This window comes from Streptococcus sp. D7B5 (assembly GCF_029691405.1).
GTDB lineage: Bacteria > Bacillota > Bacilli > Lactobacillales > Streptococcaceae > Streptococcus.
This window is the reverse complement of record NZ_CP121467.1, coordinates 109,635-127,799: the sequence shown is the minus strand read 5'-3', so window position 1 is coordinate 127,799 and position 18,165 is coordinate 109,635. Positions and strand designations below refer to the sequence as shown.

The 18,165-nt window shown below is 40.9% G+C and carries 20 protein-coding genes; 5 read left to right on the top strand and 15 right to left on the bottom strand.

What is annotated here, in order from left to right:
• Positions 1-111 precede the first annotated feature (111 nt).
• The 13 genes from P8P68_RS00620 to P8P68_RS00560 form a co-directional block, all read right to left on the bottom strand.
• Positions 112-1,539 carry a cytosine permease gene (locus tag P8P68_RS00620; protein WP_000041470.1) on the bottom strand — a complete coding sequence of 476 codons (1,428 nt, stop codon included), beginning with the start codon at positions 1,537-1,539 and terminating at the stop codon, positions 112-114.
• A 1-nt stretch (position 1,540) separates the two neighbouring features.
• Positions 1,541-1,726: a hypothetical protein gene (locus P8P68_RS00615; protein ID WP_000859106.1), complete on the bottom strand. Its 186-nt coding sequence runs from the start codon at positions 1,724-1,726 to the stop codon at positions 1,541-1,543.
• Position 1,727: 1 nt separating this feature from the next.
• Positions 1,728-3,506, bottom strand: coding sequence for a phosphotransferase (locus tag P8P68_RS00610; protein ID WP_000255713.1), 1,779 nt, complete (start codon positions 3,504-3,506; stop codon positions 1,728-1,730).
• 405 nt (positions 3,507-3,911) lie between these two features.
• A complete protein-coding gene (locus P8P68_RS00605; protein WP_000062207.1) occupies positions 3,912-4,622 on the bottom strand; it encodes an ABC transporter ATP-binding protein in 711 nt (236 codons plus the stop codon).
• A complete protein-coding gene (locus P8P68_RS00600; RefSeq protein WP_001186014.1) occupies positions 4,622-5,386 on the bottom strand; it encodes an ABC transporter ATP-binding protein in 765 nt (254 codons plus the stop codon). Before P8P68_RS00600 ends, P8P68_RS00605 begins: the two co-directional genes overlap by 1 nt.
• On the bottom strand, positions 5,386-6,342 hold the full coding sequence (locus P8P68_RS00595; RefSeq protein ID WP_000856263.1) for a branched-chain amino acid ABC transporter permease: 957 nt from the start codon (positions 6,340-6,342) through the stop codon (positions 5,386-5,388). The genes P8P68_RS00600 and P8P68_RS00595 overlap by 1 nt, the downstream gene beginning before the upstream one ends.
• Positions 6,343-6,345: 3 nt before the next feature.
• Entirely contained in the window at positions 6,346-7,215 is an 870-nt protein-coding gene (locus P8P68_RS00590; RefSeq protein WP_000941413.1) for a branched-chain amino acid ABC transporter permease, read from the bottom strand.
• A 119-nt stretch (positions 7,216-7,334) separates the two neighbouring features.
• A complete protein-coding gene (locus P8P68_RS00585; protein WP_125417934.1) occupies positions 7,335-8,495 on the bottom strand; it encodes an ABC transporter substrate-binding protein in 1,161 nt (386 codons plus the stop codon).
• An 88-nt stretch (positions 8,496-8,583) separates the two neighbouring features.
• Positions 8,584-8,853, bottom strand: a complete 270-nt coding sequence (locus tag P8P68_RS00580) for a YlbG family protein (RefSeq protein ID WP_049490317.1) — start codon at positions 8,851-8,853, stop codon at positions 8,584-8,586.
• Between the two features lie 78 nt (positions 8,854-8,931).
• Positions 8,932-9,522, bottom strand: a complete 591-nt coding sequence (gene clpP, locus P8P68_RS00575) for an ATP-dependent Clp protease proteolytic subunit ClpP (protein ID WP_000613467.1) — start codon at positions 9,520-9,522, stop codon at positions 8,932-8,934.
• 173 nt (positions 9,523-9,695) lie between these two features.
• Positions 9,696-10,325: a uracil phosphoribosyltransferase gene (upp, locus tag P8P68_RS00570; RefSeq protein ID WP_000515974.1), complete on the bottom strand. Its 630-nt coding sequence runs from the start codon at positions 10,323-10,325 to the stop codon at positions 9,696-9,698.
• Positions 10,326-10,413: 88 nt separating this feature from the next.
• Complete coding sequence (locus P8P68_RS00565; protein WP_000136994.1) at positions 10,414-10,881, bottom strand: cytidine/deoxycytidylate deaminase family protein; 468 nt, start codon at positions 10,879-10,881, stop codon at positions 10,414-10,416.
• Between the two features lie 18 nt (positions 10,882-10,899).
• Positions 10,900-11,457: a TetR/AcrR family transcriptional regulator gene (locus P8P68_RS00560; protein ID WP_042767775.1), complete on the bottom strand. Its 558-nt coding sequence runs from the start codon at positions 11,455-11,457 to the stop codon at positions 10,900-10,902.
• Between the two features lie 124 nt (positions 11,458-11,581).
• Between P8P68_RS00560 and P8P68_RS00555 the strand changes: the two genes are divergently transcribed.
• The 4 genes from P8P68_RS00555 to P8P68_RS00540 are packed head-to-tail and all read left to right on the top strand — an operon-like array spanning position 11,582 to position 14,667.
• Positions 11,582-12,427 carry a DegV family protein gene (locus P8P68_RS00555; RefSeq protein WP_255777757.1) on the top strand — a complete coding sequence of 282 codons (846 nt, stop codon included), beginning with the start codon at positions 11,582-11,584 and terminating at the stop codon, positions 12,425-12,427.
• Positions 12,428-12,484: 57 nt separating this feature from the next.
• Positions 12,485-13,666 carry an NAD(P)/FAD-dependent oxidoreductase gene (locus P8P68_RS00550; RefSeq protein WP_347566588.1) on the top strand — a complete coding sequence of 394 codons (1,182 nt, stop codon included), beginning with the start codon at positions 12,485-12,487 and terminating at the stop codon, positions 13,664-13,666.
• Positions 13,667-13,679: 13 nt separating this feature from the next.
• Positions 13,680-14,201 (top strand): DUF1697 domain-containing protein, encoded by a 522-nt coding sequence (locus tag P8P68_RS00545; protein WP_000400042.1) that lies wholly within the window; start codon positions 13,680-13,682, stop codon positions 14,199-14,201.
• A gap of 10 nt (positions 14,202-14,211) precedes the next feature.
• Positions 14,212-14,667: an 8-oxo-dGTP diphosphatase gene (locus P8P68_RS00540; protein WP_278275977.1), complete on the top strand. Its 456-nt coding sequence runs from the start codon at positions 14,212-14,214 to the stop codon at positions 14,665-14,667.
• 19 nt (positions 14,668-14,686) lie between these two features.
• Here the strand turns inward: P8P68_RS00540 and P8P68_RS00535 are convergent, their stop codons facing one another.
• On the bottom strand, positions 14,687-15,436 hold the full coding sequence (locus tag P8P68_RS00535; protein WP_278275976.1) for a MerR family transcriptional regulator: 750 nt from the start codon (positions 15,434-15,436) through the stop codon (positions 14,687-14,689).
• A 357-nt stretch (positions 15,437-15,793) separates the two neighbouring features.
• Between P8P68_RS00535 and P8P68_RS00530 the strand changes: the two genes are divergently transcribed.
• On the top strand, positions 15,794-17,134 hold the full coding sequence (locus P8P68_RS00530) for a sodium-dependent transporter (protein ID WP_278275975.1): 1,341 nt from the start codon (positions 15,794-15,796) through the stop codon (positions 17,132-17,134).
• Between the two features lie 41 nt (positions 17,135-17,175).
• Here P8P68_RS00530 and manA read toward each other — a convergent pair whose 3' ends face one another.
• Positions 17,176-18,120: a mannose-6-phosphate isomerase, class I gene (gene manA, locus P8P68_RS00525; protein ID WP_001294299.1), complete on the bottom strand. Its 945-nt coding sequence runs from the start codon at positions 18,118-18,120 to the stop codon at positions 17,176-17,178.
• Positions 18,121-18,165 lie beyond the last annotated feature (45 nt).

Sequence of the window (18,165 nt, the reverse complement as noted above, 5' to 3'; positions counted from 1 at the left end):
CTTAGAAAATCTATCAAACGCTTTCATCTCTTTTTCAAGATTTTGAATAATCTGAGAAGTTTGCATAAAATGCCAGTGTAAGTTAAAAGGGAACCGAAGTCCCCTCTCTTCTTAAATCGTAATAGTGTCTCGATCTTTTATCATATAACGTTTTAGAGGGCTAAGACTAGCTAACCAGTATAGTAGACCGCCAAATAGCGCAGTAAATCCGCTACCCGTTGTGATTAAAAAGATGGGACTTTGAATTTGTGCAGTTACAGGGTTGTAGACAAAAAGTACCGCTACCAATAAGGAGATAAATACGCAAGACAAGCCAACTAAGTTAAATCCTTTAGTAAACTCGTAGGCGTCATGCCCTTCAAGGAAATAGGCTGAACGCAAGTCGAGTTTTCGTTTTCTTAAGATAAAATAGTCGACAACAATCATACCAATAATTGGCCCCTGAATATAGGCGGCTAGGGAGATGAAGGAGCCGAAATACTCTTCTACTCCTCCCCAGATAGTGAGTAGACTCACATAAACCATGGCAATCCAAACCATTAGTTTATAGCTTACTTTGGGCATCCCACTTTTGACAATCATACAGTTCACATACGATCCAGTCCCCTGGGTTCCAATATTGGCGAAGGCTACTAGTAGTAAACTTAAGAGAGCAAAGGCTGGTGTGCTTAGAGTTGAAAGCATCGTCGTTGGATCACTTTCATAGACACCTGTTTTGACAAACATGGCTAGAGCCATGACTCCACCTGTCGCAACGAAGAATGGAGCCACAACTCCGTATGATAAGGCTGTAGCCCAATAACCACTGCGTTCTGATTTTGCTAAACGTGGTAAAACCAACGCCTGTGTAGACCAAGAAAAAGCAAAGGCAACATTTCCTTCTCCAGAAAGCATGAAGCGTTCTAACGGCGTCAAATCTCCTTGAGTGGCTGGTTGGATATTCATAATATCCGTTATAGGAACGGCGACAAAGCAGATTCCAACGATGATGAGACCGACAATCAATAAGGCGATGACCAAGAAGCGATTGGTCCATTTAATCACCTCTGGACCTCCAAGAGCAATGAGAGTTCCAAGTAGAACACAGAGGGTTCCAAGAATAGGCGCCCATACTCCCTTGTCCAAACCAAGACCAAAATTATTTGCCAAATGGATCATGGAACTGGCAAAAAGATTGGCCGCAACAGCATACCATCCAAAGTTAGCCAAGCTAATAATGGTTGATAACAGAGCTACACCTCTTTTTCCTAGAACAGCTCTCAACCAAATCCACAAATCAATCCCATATTTAACCGCAAACAGAATTGGGAGACACTCAATAAAGACCCAGATAATGTTAAAGCTAAAAATATTAATCAACATTTGATTAAAGGTCAAATATTGAGCTACATAAGCCCCTTGAGTATAACACCAAGTGGCAATGGCAAAACCACTTGTCGATAGAAAGAGATCCCAAAAAGAATACTGACGATCCTTATTGGTCATGGGTACAATTCCTGTTATGGTTTCTTGTTGGATATAGTCATTCATTTTAGACATATTATTGAATTCCTCCCATCATTGCTAAGATAATCAAAACAAGGTTGATTAGGACTATGGAGATGATTAAAATGAAATCACTTTTTAGGAAGGGTTGAACAAACTCGTAGTTTGGCGACTCCATTTCTTCCAATCTTCTCTTTGTTTCAGTTGATACTAATTCTTCAATTTCAGATGTCGTTTTCATCTCAGTTCTCCTCCAAATACAAGTCAAGGGCCAGTTGTCCATATTGTTTGGTATACCGATACCAGATGTAAAGAAACTCACCGACTGGTTTTCCGACACTCTCCTGGAACAAAGCCCACAAGAACCAATAATATGAGGTCACTGCTACATAAGCCAAGTAGTGACGTTTGGTTTTCTTATCTGGTACTTCTTGTAGATACAATTCCAGTACTTTTTCAGCATCCTCTACGGTATAGTTGGAACACGCGATAAAGGTCCCCAAATCTCCTGCTGGCTCTCCCATTCCAGAATATTCCCAATCAATCAAGCTCATTTCGCCTGCTTCATTTAACAAAAAATTAGGACTATAGGAATCTCCATGACAAAGGACAACCTGTTTGGGATCATTCTGTAAATGATTTTTGAGAAGTGAAACAGTTTCATCCAATTCCTCGAGGCCATCAAATTCAAATCGATTTCTAGCCTTCAATTTTTCTCTAAAATCATCAATTCCCTCAAATTGGTCAAAGGAATGTTCCGTTTTTTCTCCAGATTGGTGTAACCGTCTCAAGAGATCCATTGCTTGTGCCACATCATCCCAATTATCATAATCCAGTTGCTTAGCATTGGGAATAAATTCTGAAATTTTCCAGCCCTCATCCTTGTTCATAGCTACGAAGGTACGGTCAATCTTTAATTTTGCAGCAATTTCCATAGAAGCTGCTTCACTAGCTCGGTCGATATAATTTTCCGTTCCCCTGCCCGGATGACGGTAAACATATCTTTTTCCTAGACAGTCAAATGAAAATGATGTGTTGGTTAACCCATCTTTTAGAGGTTTGATATTGACAATATCTGAAGCCACACACTTTAATGTCTTACAGATATTATCGATAATAGCTGAGTCTGCATTTACCAAATAACGTTCATCAAATTGACGGAGTTCATCTAGTGAATCAAATTCTTTAACAATATCCGCTGAATAGTGGCGGGCTTCTAAAAGGAGTTCCTTGACATAGCGACTATAGTAATCCTCCCAAAGCTGTTCACGATAAGGTTCGTGCTTAAACTCGGTTTCTAAAACTTCCTTAAATTTCTCGCTAAATGCACGGTCAAAATAAACGTGCCCCACCATGGCCCAAGTATTTTCTCCACCAATCTGGATATCAATGATGGTGTGATTCGAATCCTCTATAGCACAATATTCGTCCGTTTGACCTTCTGCATATATCGTCGAGTAGTAACCTCTATAAATATATTGCTCAAAAGGATTTTCCACAAAATAATTATCTGATGAACAAATATAAGTGTTGGAAAGTTGATTTTTAACCAACATAAGAGACGAGCAGTTATTGTATTTGTAGTAATCATTATTCACTACAATTTTTACACCAAACTTCTCTGCAAGATAGAACATTTTTTCTTGTAGGTAGCCTACAATAACGGTTATATCTTCTATTCCTGCTTCTTGCAGTTGTCTGATTTCCCTCTCAATCAAGCGTTCCCCCTTGACTTGAAGCAATCCTTTAGGAATTTCATAAGACAAAGGAGCAAAACGACTACTCATGCCAGCAGCCATTATAATGGCATTTTTTACTCGATAGGGTTCTAAAATTTTCTGACCTAGCTCTGTTAAGTGAAGCTCCTCATCAACCCACTTCTCTTCTTTCAGCTTTTTCAATAATATGTTAACTGTCCCTAAAGATAGGTCTAACTCTTCAGCTAACTGTCTCTGAGTAAAGGTCTTTTCTTTATGTGTCAACATAAAACTCAAAAGTTTAAATTGTTTTTCTGTTACCATTCTCAGTCCTCTTGTTCAATTTTTTCTTACTCATATTATAATATGAACAAAAAGGACTGTCAATTCAAATAAGGAAACAATGAGTAAAAATTAAGACCTTCTTCCCTTTCCTCAAAAAACATATAAATAAAAGAGCTCCTTATTCTGGAGCCCTGAAATATTTTATATTTTTGATAAGTAGCCGTATTAGGTTTCGCTTGGTTGCAATTCTTATCCGCCGACTAAAACAATCCACTGGATTGGATGATTGCTTACGCAATCTCTATCTGCCGACTAAAAAGGTCCCCCGGACTATAGAGGGATTGCGTGCGCAATCTCCATCCACAACCTAAACTAGTCTCCCAGACTAAAGGAGAATTGCTGCACAATTCTTATCCGCCGACTAAAAAGGTCCCCCGGACCTTTTTAGCCACCTAGATATGCTTTTCTGACTTCATCAGATGCTGCGAGTTCTTTTCCTGTTCCTGATAGGACAATCTTTCCTGTTTCAAGTACATAACCACGGTCAGAGATAGCAAGGGCCTTGTTAGCGTTCTGTTCAATTAGGAGAACCGTTGTTCCTTGCTTCTGAATATCTTGAATGATATCAAAAATTTCTTGGATAAAGATTGGGGCAAGTCCCATTGACGGCTCATCCAAGAGAAGGAGCTTAGGTGTAGACATGAGAGCGCGTCCCATAGCCAGCATCTGCTGTTCACCACCTGAAAGAGTTGCCGCATCTTGGTTTTTACGTTCTTCCAAACGAGGGAAACGTGAAAAGACTTTTTTCAAGTTGGCTTGATTTTCTTCACGATTTTTCTTCAAGAAAGCTCCCATTTCCAAGTTTTCCATAACAGTCAAGCCTGGAAAAACATGGCGTCCCTCAGGAACTTGTGAAAGACCACCTGCCACGATTTTTTGCGCAGGCAACTTTTGAATTTCTTTTCCCAAAAACTGAATTTTACCAGCACTTGGGCGAACCAAACCTGAAAGGGTACGAAGAATGGTTGTTTTACCAGCACCATTGGCACCGATAAGAGAAACAACTTCACCTTCATTAACCTCGAAACTTACATCACGAACTGCTTGGATCATACCGTAATGCACAGAGAGGTTTTCAACTTTTAACATAGACATCAGGCTTCACCTCCTAGATAAGCTTCGATAACGCGTTTGTTGTTCTTGATCTCATCCGGAGTCCCATGAGCAATCAACCGACCATATTCAAGAACATAGATACGCTCAGTGACTTCCATAACCAAATTCATGTCATGTTCGATGAGCATGATGGTAATTTTAAATTCATCTTTGATACGACGGATCAATTCTGTCAATTCAGCTGTTTCTTGTGGATTCATACCAGCTGCAGGTTCGTCCAAAAAGAGGATCTTAGGTTCAGTTGCCAGAGCACGAACAATTTCTAATCGACGTTGTTGACCATAGGCCAGATTCTTGGCAAGAGTATCTGCGTCACCATCCAAATCAAAAATCTTCAGCAAGTCCAAAGCTTTGCTTTTTAATTCTTCCTCATTCTTATAAAAAGCTGGTAGGCGTAGGAAGCTCGCAAGGACATGTTGTTTATGATGATTGCTAAATGCAATCAAAACATTTTCCAAAACTGTCAAGTCCTTGAACAAACGAATATTTTGGAAAGTACGACTGAGACCAAGTGAAGCAATCTTATAGGGAGTTTTCCCATTTAGGAGGTGACCATCTAATGTGACAGTACCTTCGCTTGGTTCATAAACACCCGTCAAGAGATTGAAAAGGGTTGTTTTTCCAGCTCCGTTTGGTCCAATCAAACCAACCAATTCTCCCTCGTTCAATTCAAGAGTGACATCTCCAACAGCTGTTAGACCGCCAAAATGTTTGGTTAACTGTTTAACTTCAAGTAATGCCATTAGTTTTGTCCCTCCTTCTTCGATTTTTTAAAGAAACGTGATAGACTCAATTCCCATGTTCCAAGAAGTCCACCTGGTCTGAAAATCATAACCAATACAAGAGCCAAAGCGTAAATGATCATACGTACGCTAGCCACATCTTGAAGGAGCATATTTAAAATTCCCAAAACAATCGCAGAAACAATCGTACCTGTAATAGAACCAAGTCCTCCAAATACAACAATGATCAAAACGTTGATTGAGTTGATGAAAGTATAATCTTTTGGTACAACTGAACCGATAAATCCTGCCTGAAGAGAACCAGCAATACTTGCTGTAATGGCACCAAAGACAAAAGCGATAATCTTGATCTTTGTAGTATTTACCCCAACGGACTCCGCAGCAATCTCATCCTCACGAACAGATAGAGTAGAGCGTCCAATCGGACTACGTAAGAAGTTAAGGGTTGCAATAGTTGTGATAATCACAAAAAGGTAAACCATTTGCCAAGTTGTGAAGTTAGGGATACCCAAGATACCAGCAGCACCGTTGGTCAAACTTCCACCATTAATGATAAAGATACGAATGATTTCTGAAACACCTAGTGTCGCGACGGCCAAATAGTCCCCCTTCAAGCGTAGAGTTGGAATTCCAACGAGCAAAGCGACTGCACCAGAAATCAAAGCGCCCAAGACCATCGCTCCAAAGAAAGCACCATAGGTTGGTGATTTTGAACCAATAATCGCTGCTGCATAAGCCCCAATCGCCATAAAACCTGCATGACCAAGTGAGAATTGTCCTGAAAAACCAACGATTAAGTTCAAGCCTACTGCAAGGATGATATTAATCCCAATTTGTTCTAAAATTTGGACATGGAATAGATTGAGAACACCAGCAGAAACCAGTACACTAATCAACCCATAACCCGCTAATAGAAGGAATAACCAGAGAATATTTACTTTAAGATTTGTCTTCATTGTTTACACCTTCTCTTTCACATTCTTACCAAGGATACCTGCAGGTCGAACAATCAGAATCAAAAGCAAGATTCCATATACGATAGCATCACGGAAATCAGACATACCGAAGGCAGTAGCAAATGTTTCCAACAAGCCAATCACAAATCCCCCTAGAGCTGCACCAGGAATAATCCCGATACCACCGAGTACGGCCGCAACGAATGATTTTAGACCTGGAGTCACACCCATCAAAGGTTCAAGAGAGTTGTAGTAAAGGGCAATGAGGACACCTGCTGCACCAGCAAGGGCTGAACCCAAAGCAAAGGTAAAGCTGATTGTACGATTTACATTAATTCCCATCAATTGAGCTGCGTCACTATCAACTGATACTGCACGCATGGCTTTCCCCATTTTTGTTTTTTGGACGATCAATTGCAATAAAACCATCAACAGCACAGAAACTGCTAAAATCATCAATTGAACATTTGTCAAGCTAATTGGTCCCAAGTCAAAGCGGACTGTTTCAATTGCTTGAGGGAAGGCACGAGTATTGGCACCTACTAGATAAACCATTCCGTATTCCAGTAGGAAAGACACTCCGATGGCAGTAATCAATACAGCAATACGTGTAGAGTGTCGTAAAGGACGGTATGCAAGAAACTCAATCACAACACCAAGTAGTGCGGTTCCTGCCATTGAAATAATTAAAGCTAAAAAGAAATCCATTTGGAAAGAATTAATCAAAAAGTAACCAATAAAGGCACCCATCATGTAAATATCGCCATGGGCGAAGTTGATGAGTTTGATAATTCCATAAACCATGGTATAACCCAGAGCCAAAAGTGCATAAACACTACCCAGAATTAGACCATTCACAAGTTGTTGGAGCATAGCATTCACTCTTTTCTATCGTTATTTTTTAGAAAATTTCATTATTTTCACAAGTTCATAAACACCGAAACAGGGAGTGAGTCAAAGGCTCATTCCCCATTTCAATTACTATTCTAATGTTATGGTTTTACAACTTCTGCTTCTTCAACTTTACCATTGTTCATGGTCATCATGTAAGCAGTTTTCACTGTATTGTGGTCAGCATCAAAGCTTGTTTGACCAGTTACACCATCAAAATCTTTGGTTTTAGCAAGGTTGTCCTTGATCTCACTTGAGTTTTTAGCACCTTTTGCAGCATTTGCTACTAGGTAAACTGAGTCATAGGCTAAAGCTGAGAATGTTGAAGGCTCTTCGTTGTATTTAGCACGGTATGCTTCAAGGAAAGATTTAGCTTTTGCAGAAACATCAACAGTGGTTGAGAATCCAGAGATGAAGTAAATGTTTGATGCTCTTTCAGCAGTTGCTTGTTGAACAAATTCTTCACCGTTAAATCCATCACCACCAATGATTGGTTTATCAATTCCCATACCACGAGCTTGGTTTACAATTTTACCAGCTTCTGTGTAGTAACCTGGAACTACGATAGCGTCAAACTCTTTGTCTTTCATTTTAGTAAGGGCTGCTTGGAAGTCAGTATCACCTGCTACAAATGTTTCATCTGCTACAATCTCACCCTTGTAGGCTTCGCGGAAAGATTTAGCAATACCTTTAGCATAGTCACTAGCATTGTCAGTATAAAGAACAACCTTCTTAGCATTCAATTTGTTTGTTACATAGTTAGAGATAATCTTCCCTTGGAAGCTATCCTGGAATGTTCCGATAAATAGGTAATCTTGACCTTTAGTCAAACCGTCTTGAGTAGCACTTGGTGAAATCAATGGCACTCCAGCTTTAGTAGCGTTAGCTACAGCTGCAGCAGTTGCACCAGATGTCGCAGGTCCTACAATAGCTGCCACTTTTGATTGGGTAACAAGGTTTGTTGTAACAGAAGCTGCTTCAGCAGTTTCTGACTTGTTGTCTTTGTCTACAACTTCGATTTGTTTCCCATCAATTCCACCTGCAGCATTGATTTCGTCTACGGCAAGTTGGGCACCTTTTTGTTCAGCTGTACCGTAAGCTGCCACAGCACCTGTCTCTTCAAAGTTAAAACCGATTTTAATTGTTTTTTCGTCTACTGGATTTCCAGTTGTGTTTGACGCTCCTGACTTGACCTCTCCACAGGCAGCAAGAAGAGCCACACTAGCAAGAGCCACAAAAGATAGGGCAAATTTTTTCTTCATTTTTAATCTCCTTATAGTTGTTTCAAAAATTGTATGTTAAGAATATACCGAATTATCAGAAAATTGTCAATGTATTTGTTTAACTTTTTTAAATGATAACGTTTTCTTCAGTCCGATAGAGATTCCCAACGAAGGGAGTTTCTAGCTCTTGAATATGGCAACGTCTAATTTTCTTGATATATCTTTCCTTACTTAATCTCTCAACTAAGTCATCTAGCTCCTCAGTTGGAACATAGAGCTGCAAGTAACGATGTTTTTTGGAATGGTAACAGATATCACCGTATTCCTGAAGTTTTTTTGCATCTCGATTATAGTAGAGATAGATGATTAATCCTGATCGATTTGTTTTTTCAAACATGAGGAATCCTCTTTCTAAGAAATCTTCCCCTATTATACCAAAAAAAGCAAACTCCGTCGAGTTTGCTTTCTAGGTTGCTTAGCTTAAAGAATTATTGGCCATGATTTCATCAATAAAGCCATATTCAAGTGTTTCTTGGGCACTCATCCAGTAATCACGTTCTGCATCTGCATGAATTTGCTCGACTGATTTACCAGAGTTATCTGCAAGGATTTGCTCCAAAGTCTTACGAGTTTTAAGCAAGTGCTCTGCAGCGATTGCCATATCGGTTTGTTGGGTACCACCACCTGTACCACCCATTGGTTGGTGAATCATGTACTCTGCATTTGGAAGCATGAAACGTTTGCCTTTTGCGCCACTTGATGCAATGACAGTCCCCATGGATGCAGCCATCCCCATAACGATTGTTTGGACATCCGCTTTGATAAAGTTCATGGTATCAACGATTGCCAAACCAGCTGAAACAGAGCCCCCAGGTGTATTGACATAAAGGTAAATATCTTTTGTGCTGTCTTGGGCATCCAAGAAGAGCAACTGAGCAATAACGGAGTTGGCCATGTTGTCTTCAACGGGACCTGTTAGCATGATGATGCGGTCTTTCAAAAGACGAGAGTAAATATCATAGGAACGTTCTCCACGGCTTGTTTGTTCAATAACTACAGGAATCATTCATTTCTCCTTTTAATGTTGAATTTTCTTAGTCTTACGACTCAATACAGAACTATTATATCTTTTTGGTCAAAAAAGGTCAAATTTTTGCTCTATTCTCTAAACAGAAACAAAAACTCAACCTCCTTTCAAGTCAAAAACGAACTTCTAGTTTCACTATTTACTTTGGGATTTTATTTAGTACCGAACAAGCGGTCTCCAGCATCTCCAAGACCTGGAACGATATAACCGTGTTCGTTCAAACGTTCATCCAAGGCTGCTGTAAAGATTTCTACATCTGGATGAGCTTCTTGAAGGGCTTTAACACCTTCTGGTGCAGATACGAGGCAGACAAATTTGATATTTGATGCGCCACGTTTTTTAAGAGAATCAACAGCCAAGATTGCTGAGCCACCTGTTGCTAACATTGGGTCTACGACAAAAATTTGACGTTGGTCAATGTCCTCAGGCAATTTCACCAAGTACTCAACTGGTTGAAGCGTTTCTTCATCACGGTACATACCAATGTGGCCAACTTTAGCGGCTGGAACCAAGCTCAAGAGACCATCAACCATCCCGATACCTGCACGTAAGATTGGAACGATGGCCAATTTCTTACCTGCCAATTGTTTTTGAACTGTTTTTGTAATTGGTGTTTCGATTTCCACATCTTCTAGTGGAAGATCACGAAGTACTTCATACCCCATCAACATTGCAATCTCATCTACTAGCTCACGAAAAGCTTTTGTAGAAGTATCTGTACGACGCAAGATTGACAATTTGTGTTGAATCAATGGATGATTAATAACTTCAATTTTTCCCATTTTCTGAGTTCCTTCTTTCAATTTATTCTTCTTATTATATCAAAAAACGGTTTAAAAAGCTGTCTAAACCATTTATTTTAATTAATTTTTAAATCAAATCTGCCTCTTGAAGAGCTGTCTGAACAGTCTCTAATGGTAAATGGGTCAACTCGGTGCCTTTTTCTTGATAAAGGTACTGGGCATAGTCATCCATTCGGTACTGGTTGATATAAACCACGCGCTTGCAACCAACCTGAAGCAGTTGTTTGGTGCAGTTCAGACAAGGGAAATGGGTCACATAGGCTGTAAATCCTCTGGGAACCCCTCGTTCGGCTCCTTGCAAGATAGCATTGACCTCGGCGTGAAGGGTTCGGACACAGTGTCCTTCAATGACCAGACATTCGTGGTCGATACAGTGCTCCGTTCCCGATACAGAACCATTGTAGCCTGTTGAAATGACTTTATTGTCCTTAACGAGGACAGCTCCCACCTTGGCACGTTTGCAGGTCGAACGATTGGCAATCAGTAAAGCCTGGGCTGCAAAGTACTCATCCCAAGCCAGTCTTTTTTCTGTCATAAGTCTTCTCCTTATCCCCTATTTTTTGAAAAATGGCAAGCGTAAATCTGCAATCTTTTCAGCCGGAACCTTCATGCCATCCTTGATCCATTTGAGCAGAACTGATACGATGGCAGAGCTCCAAAAGGAATGGAGGTAGCTGCTAACACCTTTTGATTTCCCGTGGTATTTTTCCAGAAATTCCTGCATGGCTTGGACGAAAATCTTTTCCAAGTGGTAGTCCAGGGCAAATTGGATAACCTTAGCTTCTTTCTTTGCTGCGCGGAAAAGGTGAACCCAGACCAAATAGAGGTCGGTTTTAACATCGTAGTGGCTGAGCTGTTCCATGATATTATGAACACTGCGTTTAAAGACGCTTTCCAAAATCTCTTCTTTGGAGTCATAGTTACGATAGAAGGCGGCACGAGAGACGCCCGCCCGTTTGACCAGCTCCGAAATGCTGATCTTGGCCAAGTCCTTTTTCTCTAGAAGTTGCAAAAGAGCCGTCTCGATTGCTTCTCTGGTTAAAAAATTGGATTCTTGATTTGATTTTCTGAGATTTTCAAGAGATTTTTCAGATATTTTACGTTCAGACATAACAATTTCTTTCTACTTGTGACAACAGAGAGGTGGTACTTTTGTTTCAAGGGCTTTCATGATATAATTGTAAAAAAAGACAGAACCTTTGTCAATGTATAAGTGACAAAGATGGAGAATTTCTATGACTTGGAAGATTGTAGCTGACTCTGGTTGTGATTATCGTCAACTAGCAACTCCTGCTATTGATACGGAATTTGTTAGTGTTCCTTTAACCATTCAAGTAGCTGATCAGGTCTTTATCGATGATGCCAATCTTGACATTGACCACATGATGGAAACCATGTATGCGACTTCTGAGGCTTCAAAATCAGCTTGTCCTAGCCCTGATGATTACTTGCGTGCATTTGAAGGTGCTAAGCATATCTTTGTCGTTACCATCACTGGTGCTCTTTCTGGTAGCCATAACAGTGCACAGCTCGCTAAAAATATCTACCTTGAAGAACATCCTGACACTCAGATTCATGTGATTGATACATTGTCTGCAGGTGGGGAAGTTGACTTGATTGTCGAGAAAATCAATAGTTTGATTGATCAAGGACTTTCTTATGAGGAAATTGTTGAAGCTATCACAGCCTACCAAGAAAAAACGAAGTTGCTCTTTGTCCTTGCTAAAGTCGATAACTTGGTCAAAAATGGTCGTTTGAGTAAGCTTATCGGTACTGTCGTTGGCCTTCTCAACATCCGTATGGTTGGGGAAGCAAGTGAAACTGGAACCCTAGAACTACTCCAAAAAGCTCGTGGACCCAAAAAATCCCTTCAAGCAGCCTATGAAGAACTCATCAAGGCTGGTTATGCTGGTGGCCGTATCGTCATGGCTCATCGCAGCAATGATAAATTCTGTCAGCAATTGTCAGAACGCTTGCTGGAAACATTCCCACAAGCTGAAATTAAGATTCTTCCAACATCTGGTCTCTGCAGTTTTTATGCAGAAGATGGCGGTTTGTTGATGGGATATGAAATTAACTAAGATTATGAGCAACAAGAGATGCCAAGCATCTCTTATTTTTTATGGTACAATAGAGCTATGAAACATTTTGATACTATTGTCATTGGTGGGGGACCTGCTGGCATGATGGCTACGATTTCCAGTAGCTTTTATGGTCAGAAAACTCTTCTCATCGAAAAAAATCGGAAACTTGGAAAAAAATTAGCTGGGACTGGTGGGGGACGTTGCAATGTGACTAACAACGGAACTCTAGATGACCTACTAGCTGGCATCCCTGGGAACGGACGCTTTCTTTACAGTGTCTTTTCCCAGTTTGATAACCACGATATCATCAACTTTTTCACGGAAAACGGTGTTAAACTAAAGGTTGAGGACCACGGCCGTGTCTTTCCTTCTAGCGACAAATCTCGGACCATTATCGAAGCCTTGGAGAAGAAAATCATTGAACTTGGCGGGCAAATTGCTACTCAAACAGAGATTGTTTCGGTTAAAAAGATAGACGACCAGTTCGTCCTCAAGTCCGCAGACCAAAGCTTCACTTGTGATAAACTCATTGTCACAACTGGTGGAAAATCCTATCCTTCGACTGGTTCGACTGGTTTTGGACATGAGATCGCCCGTCATTTTAAACACTCCATTACTGAGCTTGAGGCTGCTGAGAGTCCTTTGTTGACTGATTTCCCCCATAAGGCCTTGCAGGGAATTTCACTGGACGATGTGACCCTAAGCTACGGCAAGCATGTCATCACTCATGATTTGCTTTTTACCCACTTTGGTTTGTCAGGTCCTGCTGCCCTACGCATGTCTAGCTTTGTCAAGGGCGGAGAGGTTCTCTCACTCGATGTCTTGCCTCAACTTTCTGAGAGCGACTTGTTGGCATTTCTAGAGGAAAATCGAGAAAAATTCTTGAAAAATGCTTTAAAAACTTTGTTGCCAGAACGTTTAGCAGAGTTCTTTGTGCAAGGCTATCCTGACAAAGTTAAACAGCTAACTGAAAAAGAACGCGAGCAACTTGTCCAATCTATCAAGGCTCTCAAAATTCCTGTGACTGGTAAAATGTCATTGGCTAAGTCCTTTGTTACTAAAGGAGGCGTCAGTCTTAAGGAAATCAATCCCAAAACTCTGGAAAGTAAGCTCGTTCCTGGTCTCCACTTTGCTGGCGAGGTACTGGATATCAATGCCCACACGGGTGGCTTTAACATTACTTCTGCCCTCTGCACCGGCTGGGTGGCAGGCTCCAATCCAATAAATACCAAGTAAGAAAGGAAGTCCTTTGGAACATATTATTTTACTGAGAGGCGTTACTCCTAATGGAAAAAATGCTATCCCGAAAATGTCTTATTTGATAGATATTTTGACAGAAGCTGGTTTTCAACACGTTCGAACCTATATTCAAAGTGGGAATATCATTCTTGAGAGTGACTCAGATTTAGAAGAAATACGAGAACGCGTTCATACTTTGATAAAGGAAAAAATTGGGGCCGACTTAAAAATGGTTATCAAGAATAAGAACGATTTTGAAAAGATTGTTCATGAGAATCCATTTAAAGAAGACTATCTTCATGATCGTGTGCATGTAATTCTTTATCAAGGACTTATCCAAAGTCTGCCACTAGAAAAATTGAAAACTGACTACGGCGAGGAAGAAATCTGTGTAGGCGATTACTGTCTCTACCTCTATCTTCCTAGAACTGCAAAACAAAAAAAGCTCAATACTAACTATCTTGAAAAATTGTTTGGCGTGGTTCTGACCATGCGAAAGTTAAACGTCGTGGAAAAGTTACTAACAAAATAGGAAAAACAATATGAACAGGCGAGAATTAGTCGAATTTGTCAATATGTGTATGATTCAAAACGGAGACAAGGTGCTGGTCCAAGACAGAGTTAGCCCTGACTGGCCTGGTATTACTTTTCCTGGCGGGCATGTTGAACGTGGAGAATCCTTTGTCGATGCCGTCATTCGTGAAGTGAGAGAAGAAACGGGTCTGACTATTTCCAAACCCCAACTCTGTGGTATCAAAAACTGGTACGATGACAAGGATTACCGTTACGTCGTTCTATTTTACAAGACCGAACACTTTACTGGTGAACTCCAGTCTTCAGACGAAGGAAAGGTATGGTGGGAAGATTATAAAAATCTCTCTCAACTAAAACTTGCCACCGATGATATGTCAGATATGCTTCGTGTATTTGTAGAGGAGGATCTCAGTGAATTCTTTTACTACAAAAACGGTGACGACTGGCTTTATGATTTGAAGTAAAAAATAGGCTAGGAAATTCCTAGCCTATTTTTTCTGCATTTGTCTGAACGTAAGCCGCAATGGCATCTGACGTGTACTGGGCTGTTCCAGAACCAAACTTGTCAATGTTTTCCTTAAACTCTGGATTGTAGACGTAACCTTTACCGATATGACCGAATACCTCAATAGAGCAGTCAAATCCATAAGTACGAATGGCTTGCAAGAGTTTGGCTGCTTCTTCTTGATTTTCGGCTGCTGTTACAGGTAGACCAGCTTGAAGGTTTTGTGACAATGCTCGAAAGACTTGATTGAAGGCAGACGTAGCCTCGTCTTCGTGACCTTTTTGGCGTTCAAGCGCTTGTCCCATGACTTCTTGACCATATTTCTCTACCGCCTCTTGGTGGTATTTTTGATGGTCTTGATAGCTAAATCCCGTGAATTTTTCCTCAATGGTCATTTTTCTTTCTCCTTTTTGATCTTGAATGGTTTTTTGCAAGGTGAAAATCAAGGTATCCAGATATTGCCTTTCTCGAGTTAGATACTCCAACTGCCTAGTCAAATGGGGCAATAAATCTTTCCTTTCTTCCTTTAATAGCTCTGCTATTTTTTCTAAAGAAAAGCCTAGATATTTGTAGTAAAGAATGACTTGAAGGCGTTCCAAATCTTCTTGACTGTAGGTTCGATAGCCGTTTTCCGACTTTAAGGGAACCAAGAGCCCTATCTTATCGTAGTGATGCAGAGTCTTAACAGAGACACCTGAAAGCTGCGCAGCTTCTTTTATATGATACATGATTTCCTCCTTATACTCAATGAAAATCAAAGAGCAAACTAGGAAGCTAGCCGCAAGCTGTACTTGAGTACGGTAAGGCGACGCTGACGTTGTTTGAATTTGATTTTCGAAGAGTATTACATTGATAGTATAACCCCTCCCCCTAGGTCAGAGTCAAGCGTTTTTGCGAAACATTTTTAACTTTTTGTGAAAGGTGTGAAAACTTGAAAATGGTTTTCTTGACAGACATTAGAAAACATGATAGGATAGTCAAGTCTATCAATCAAACAAAAGGCTCATAAAGAGCCGTTGAGAGAAGGCTATTTGACAACTCAAGTAGCCTTTTCTTATTTTGAAAAAGGAGATCAGAGTTTAACTATGTCAGAAAAATCGCAATGGGGATCGAAACTGGGCTTCATCCTAGCATCTGCTGGTTCAGCCATCGGACTTGGTGCCGTTTGGAAGTTTCCCTACATGACTGCTGCTAATGGCGGGGGAGGCTTTTTACTAGTCTTTCTCATTTCTACTATTTTAATCGGTTTCCCGCTCTTGCTTGCTGAGTTTGCCCTTGGCCGTAGTGCTGGTGTTTCTGCTATCAAAACCTTTGGAAAACTGGGCAAGAATAGCAAATACAATTTTATCGGTTGGATTGGTGCCTTTGCCCTCTTTATCCTCCTATCCTTTTACAGTGTCATCGGAGGTTGGATTCTAGTCTATCTAGGAATTGAGTTTGGGAAATTGTTCCAGCTTGGCGGTACGGGTGATTATGCTCAGTTATTTACTTCAATCATTTCAAATCCAGCCATTGCCCTAGGAGCTCAAGCAGCCTTTATCTTGTTGAATATCTTTATTGTATCACGTGGGGTTCAAAAAGGAATTGAAAGAGCCTCGAAAGTCATGATGCCTATGCTCTTTATCATCTTTGTCGTGATCATCGGGCGCTCGCTCAGCTTGCCAAACGCCATGGAAGGGGTTCTCTACTTCCTCAAACCAGACTTTTCAAAACTGACCAGCGCTGGTCTCCTCTATGCTCTGGGACAATCTTTCTTTGCCCTCTCACTAGGGGTTACAGCCATGCTGACCTATGCTTCCTACTTGGACAAGAAAACCAATCTGGTCCAGTCAGGGATTTCCATCGTAGCCATGAACATCTCGGTTTCCATCATGGCGGGACTAGCCATTTTCCCAGCCATGTCAGCTTTCAATATCCAGTCGGAAGGGGGACCAAGCCTGCTCTTTATCGTCTTGCCTCAACTCTTTGACAAGATGCCTTTTGGAACCATTTTCTACATCCTTTTCCTCTTGCTTTTCCTCTTTGCGACGGTCACTTCTTCTGTCGTTATGCTGGAAATCAATGTGGGCAATATCACCAATCAGGACAATCGCAAGCGTGCTAAATGGAGTGCTATTTTAGGAATCTTGACCTTTGTCTTTGGAATTCCTTCAGCTCTATCCTATGGGGTCATGGCGGATGTTCACATTTTTGGGAAGACCTTCTTTGATGCTATGGATTTCTTGGTTTCCAATCTCCTCATGCCATTTGGAGCTCTCTGCCTGTCACTTTTTACAGGCTACATCTTTAAGAAGGCTCATGCTAAGGAGGAACTCCATCTTGATGAAAGAGCATGGAAACAAGGACTTTTCCAAGTCTGGCTTTTCCTCCTTCGTTTCATCATTCCTATTATCATCATTGTGGTTTTTATCGCCCAATTTATGTAATCAAAAAGGACTTGAGTAGTAAACTCAGGCCCTTTCTTTTTTTATGGATGGCTAACAATCAATTCCAAACCTTGCCCTTCTAGGGTCCAAGCTTCAACATCACTTGGTAGGATAAAGTGGCTACCTTTTTGGATTGGATAGTTTTTCCCGTCAATAGTAAGCTGACCTTGACCAGCTAAGACACTAAACAAACTGTAGTCTGCTGTCTTTTTAAAGTCAACTTTTCCAGTGATTTCCCACTTGTAAACTGCGAAGAAGTCATTAGACACAAGGAGAGTGGAACGTAGATCATCTGCTTTGATAGTTACAGGACGGCTATTGGCAGGCTCTCCAATGTTTAAAACATCGATGGATTTTTCAAGGTGAAGTTCACGCAAGTTGCCCTTGTCGTCCTTGCGGTCAAAGTCATAAACACGGTAGGTGGTATCGCTAGACTGCTGGGTTTCAAGAATCAAGATACCCGCCCCGATAGCGTGCATGGTTCCGCTTGGTACATAGAAGAAATCTCCAGCTTTAACTGGAACTTTTGTCAGCAAGGTATCCCAGTTCTTGTCCTCGATTTGCTGGCGGAGTTCTTCTTTTGATTTGGCATTGTGGCCATAGATAATCTCTGAACCTTCGTCTGCTGCGATGATGTACCAACACTCTGTTTTCCCTAACTCGCCTTCGTGCTCTAGTCCATAGGTATCGTCTGGGTGAACTTGGACACTGAGCCAGTCGTTGGCATCGAGAATCTTGGTCAACAGTGGAAACACAGGTTCTGGACGGTTACCAAACAATTCACGGTGTTCCGCATACAAAGTAGCTAGGTCTGTTCCCTCAAAACGCCCATTAGCGACCTTTGAAACTCCATTTGGGTGGGCTGAAATAGCCCAGTATTCTCCGATTTTTTCACTTGGAATGTCGTAGCCAAACTCATCACGTAGCTTGGTTCCACCCCAGATTTTTTCTTGCATAACTGATTGTAAAAATAATGGTTCTGACATCTTGATCTCCTGTCTATTTTTCTCACTTCATTATAGCAAAAAGCC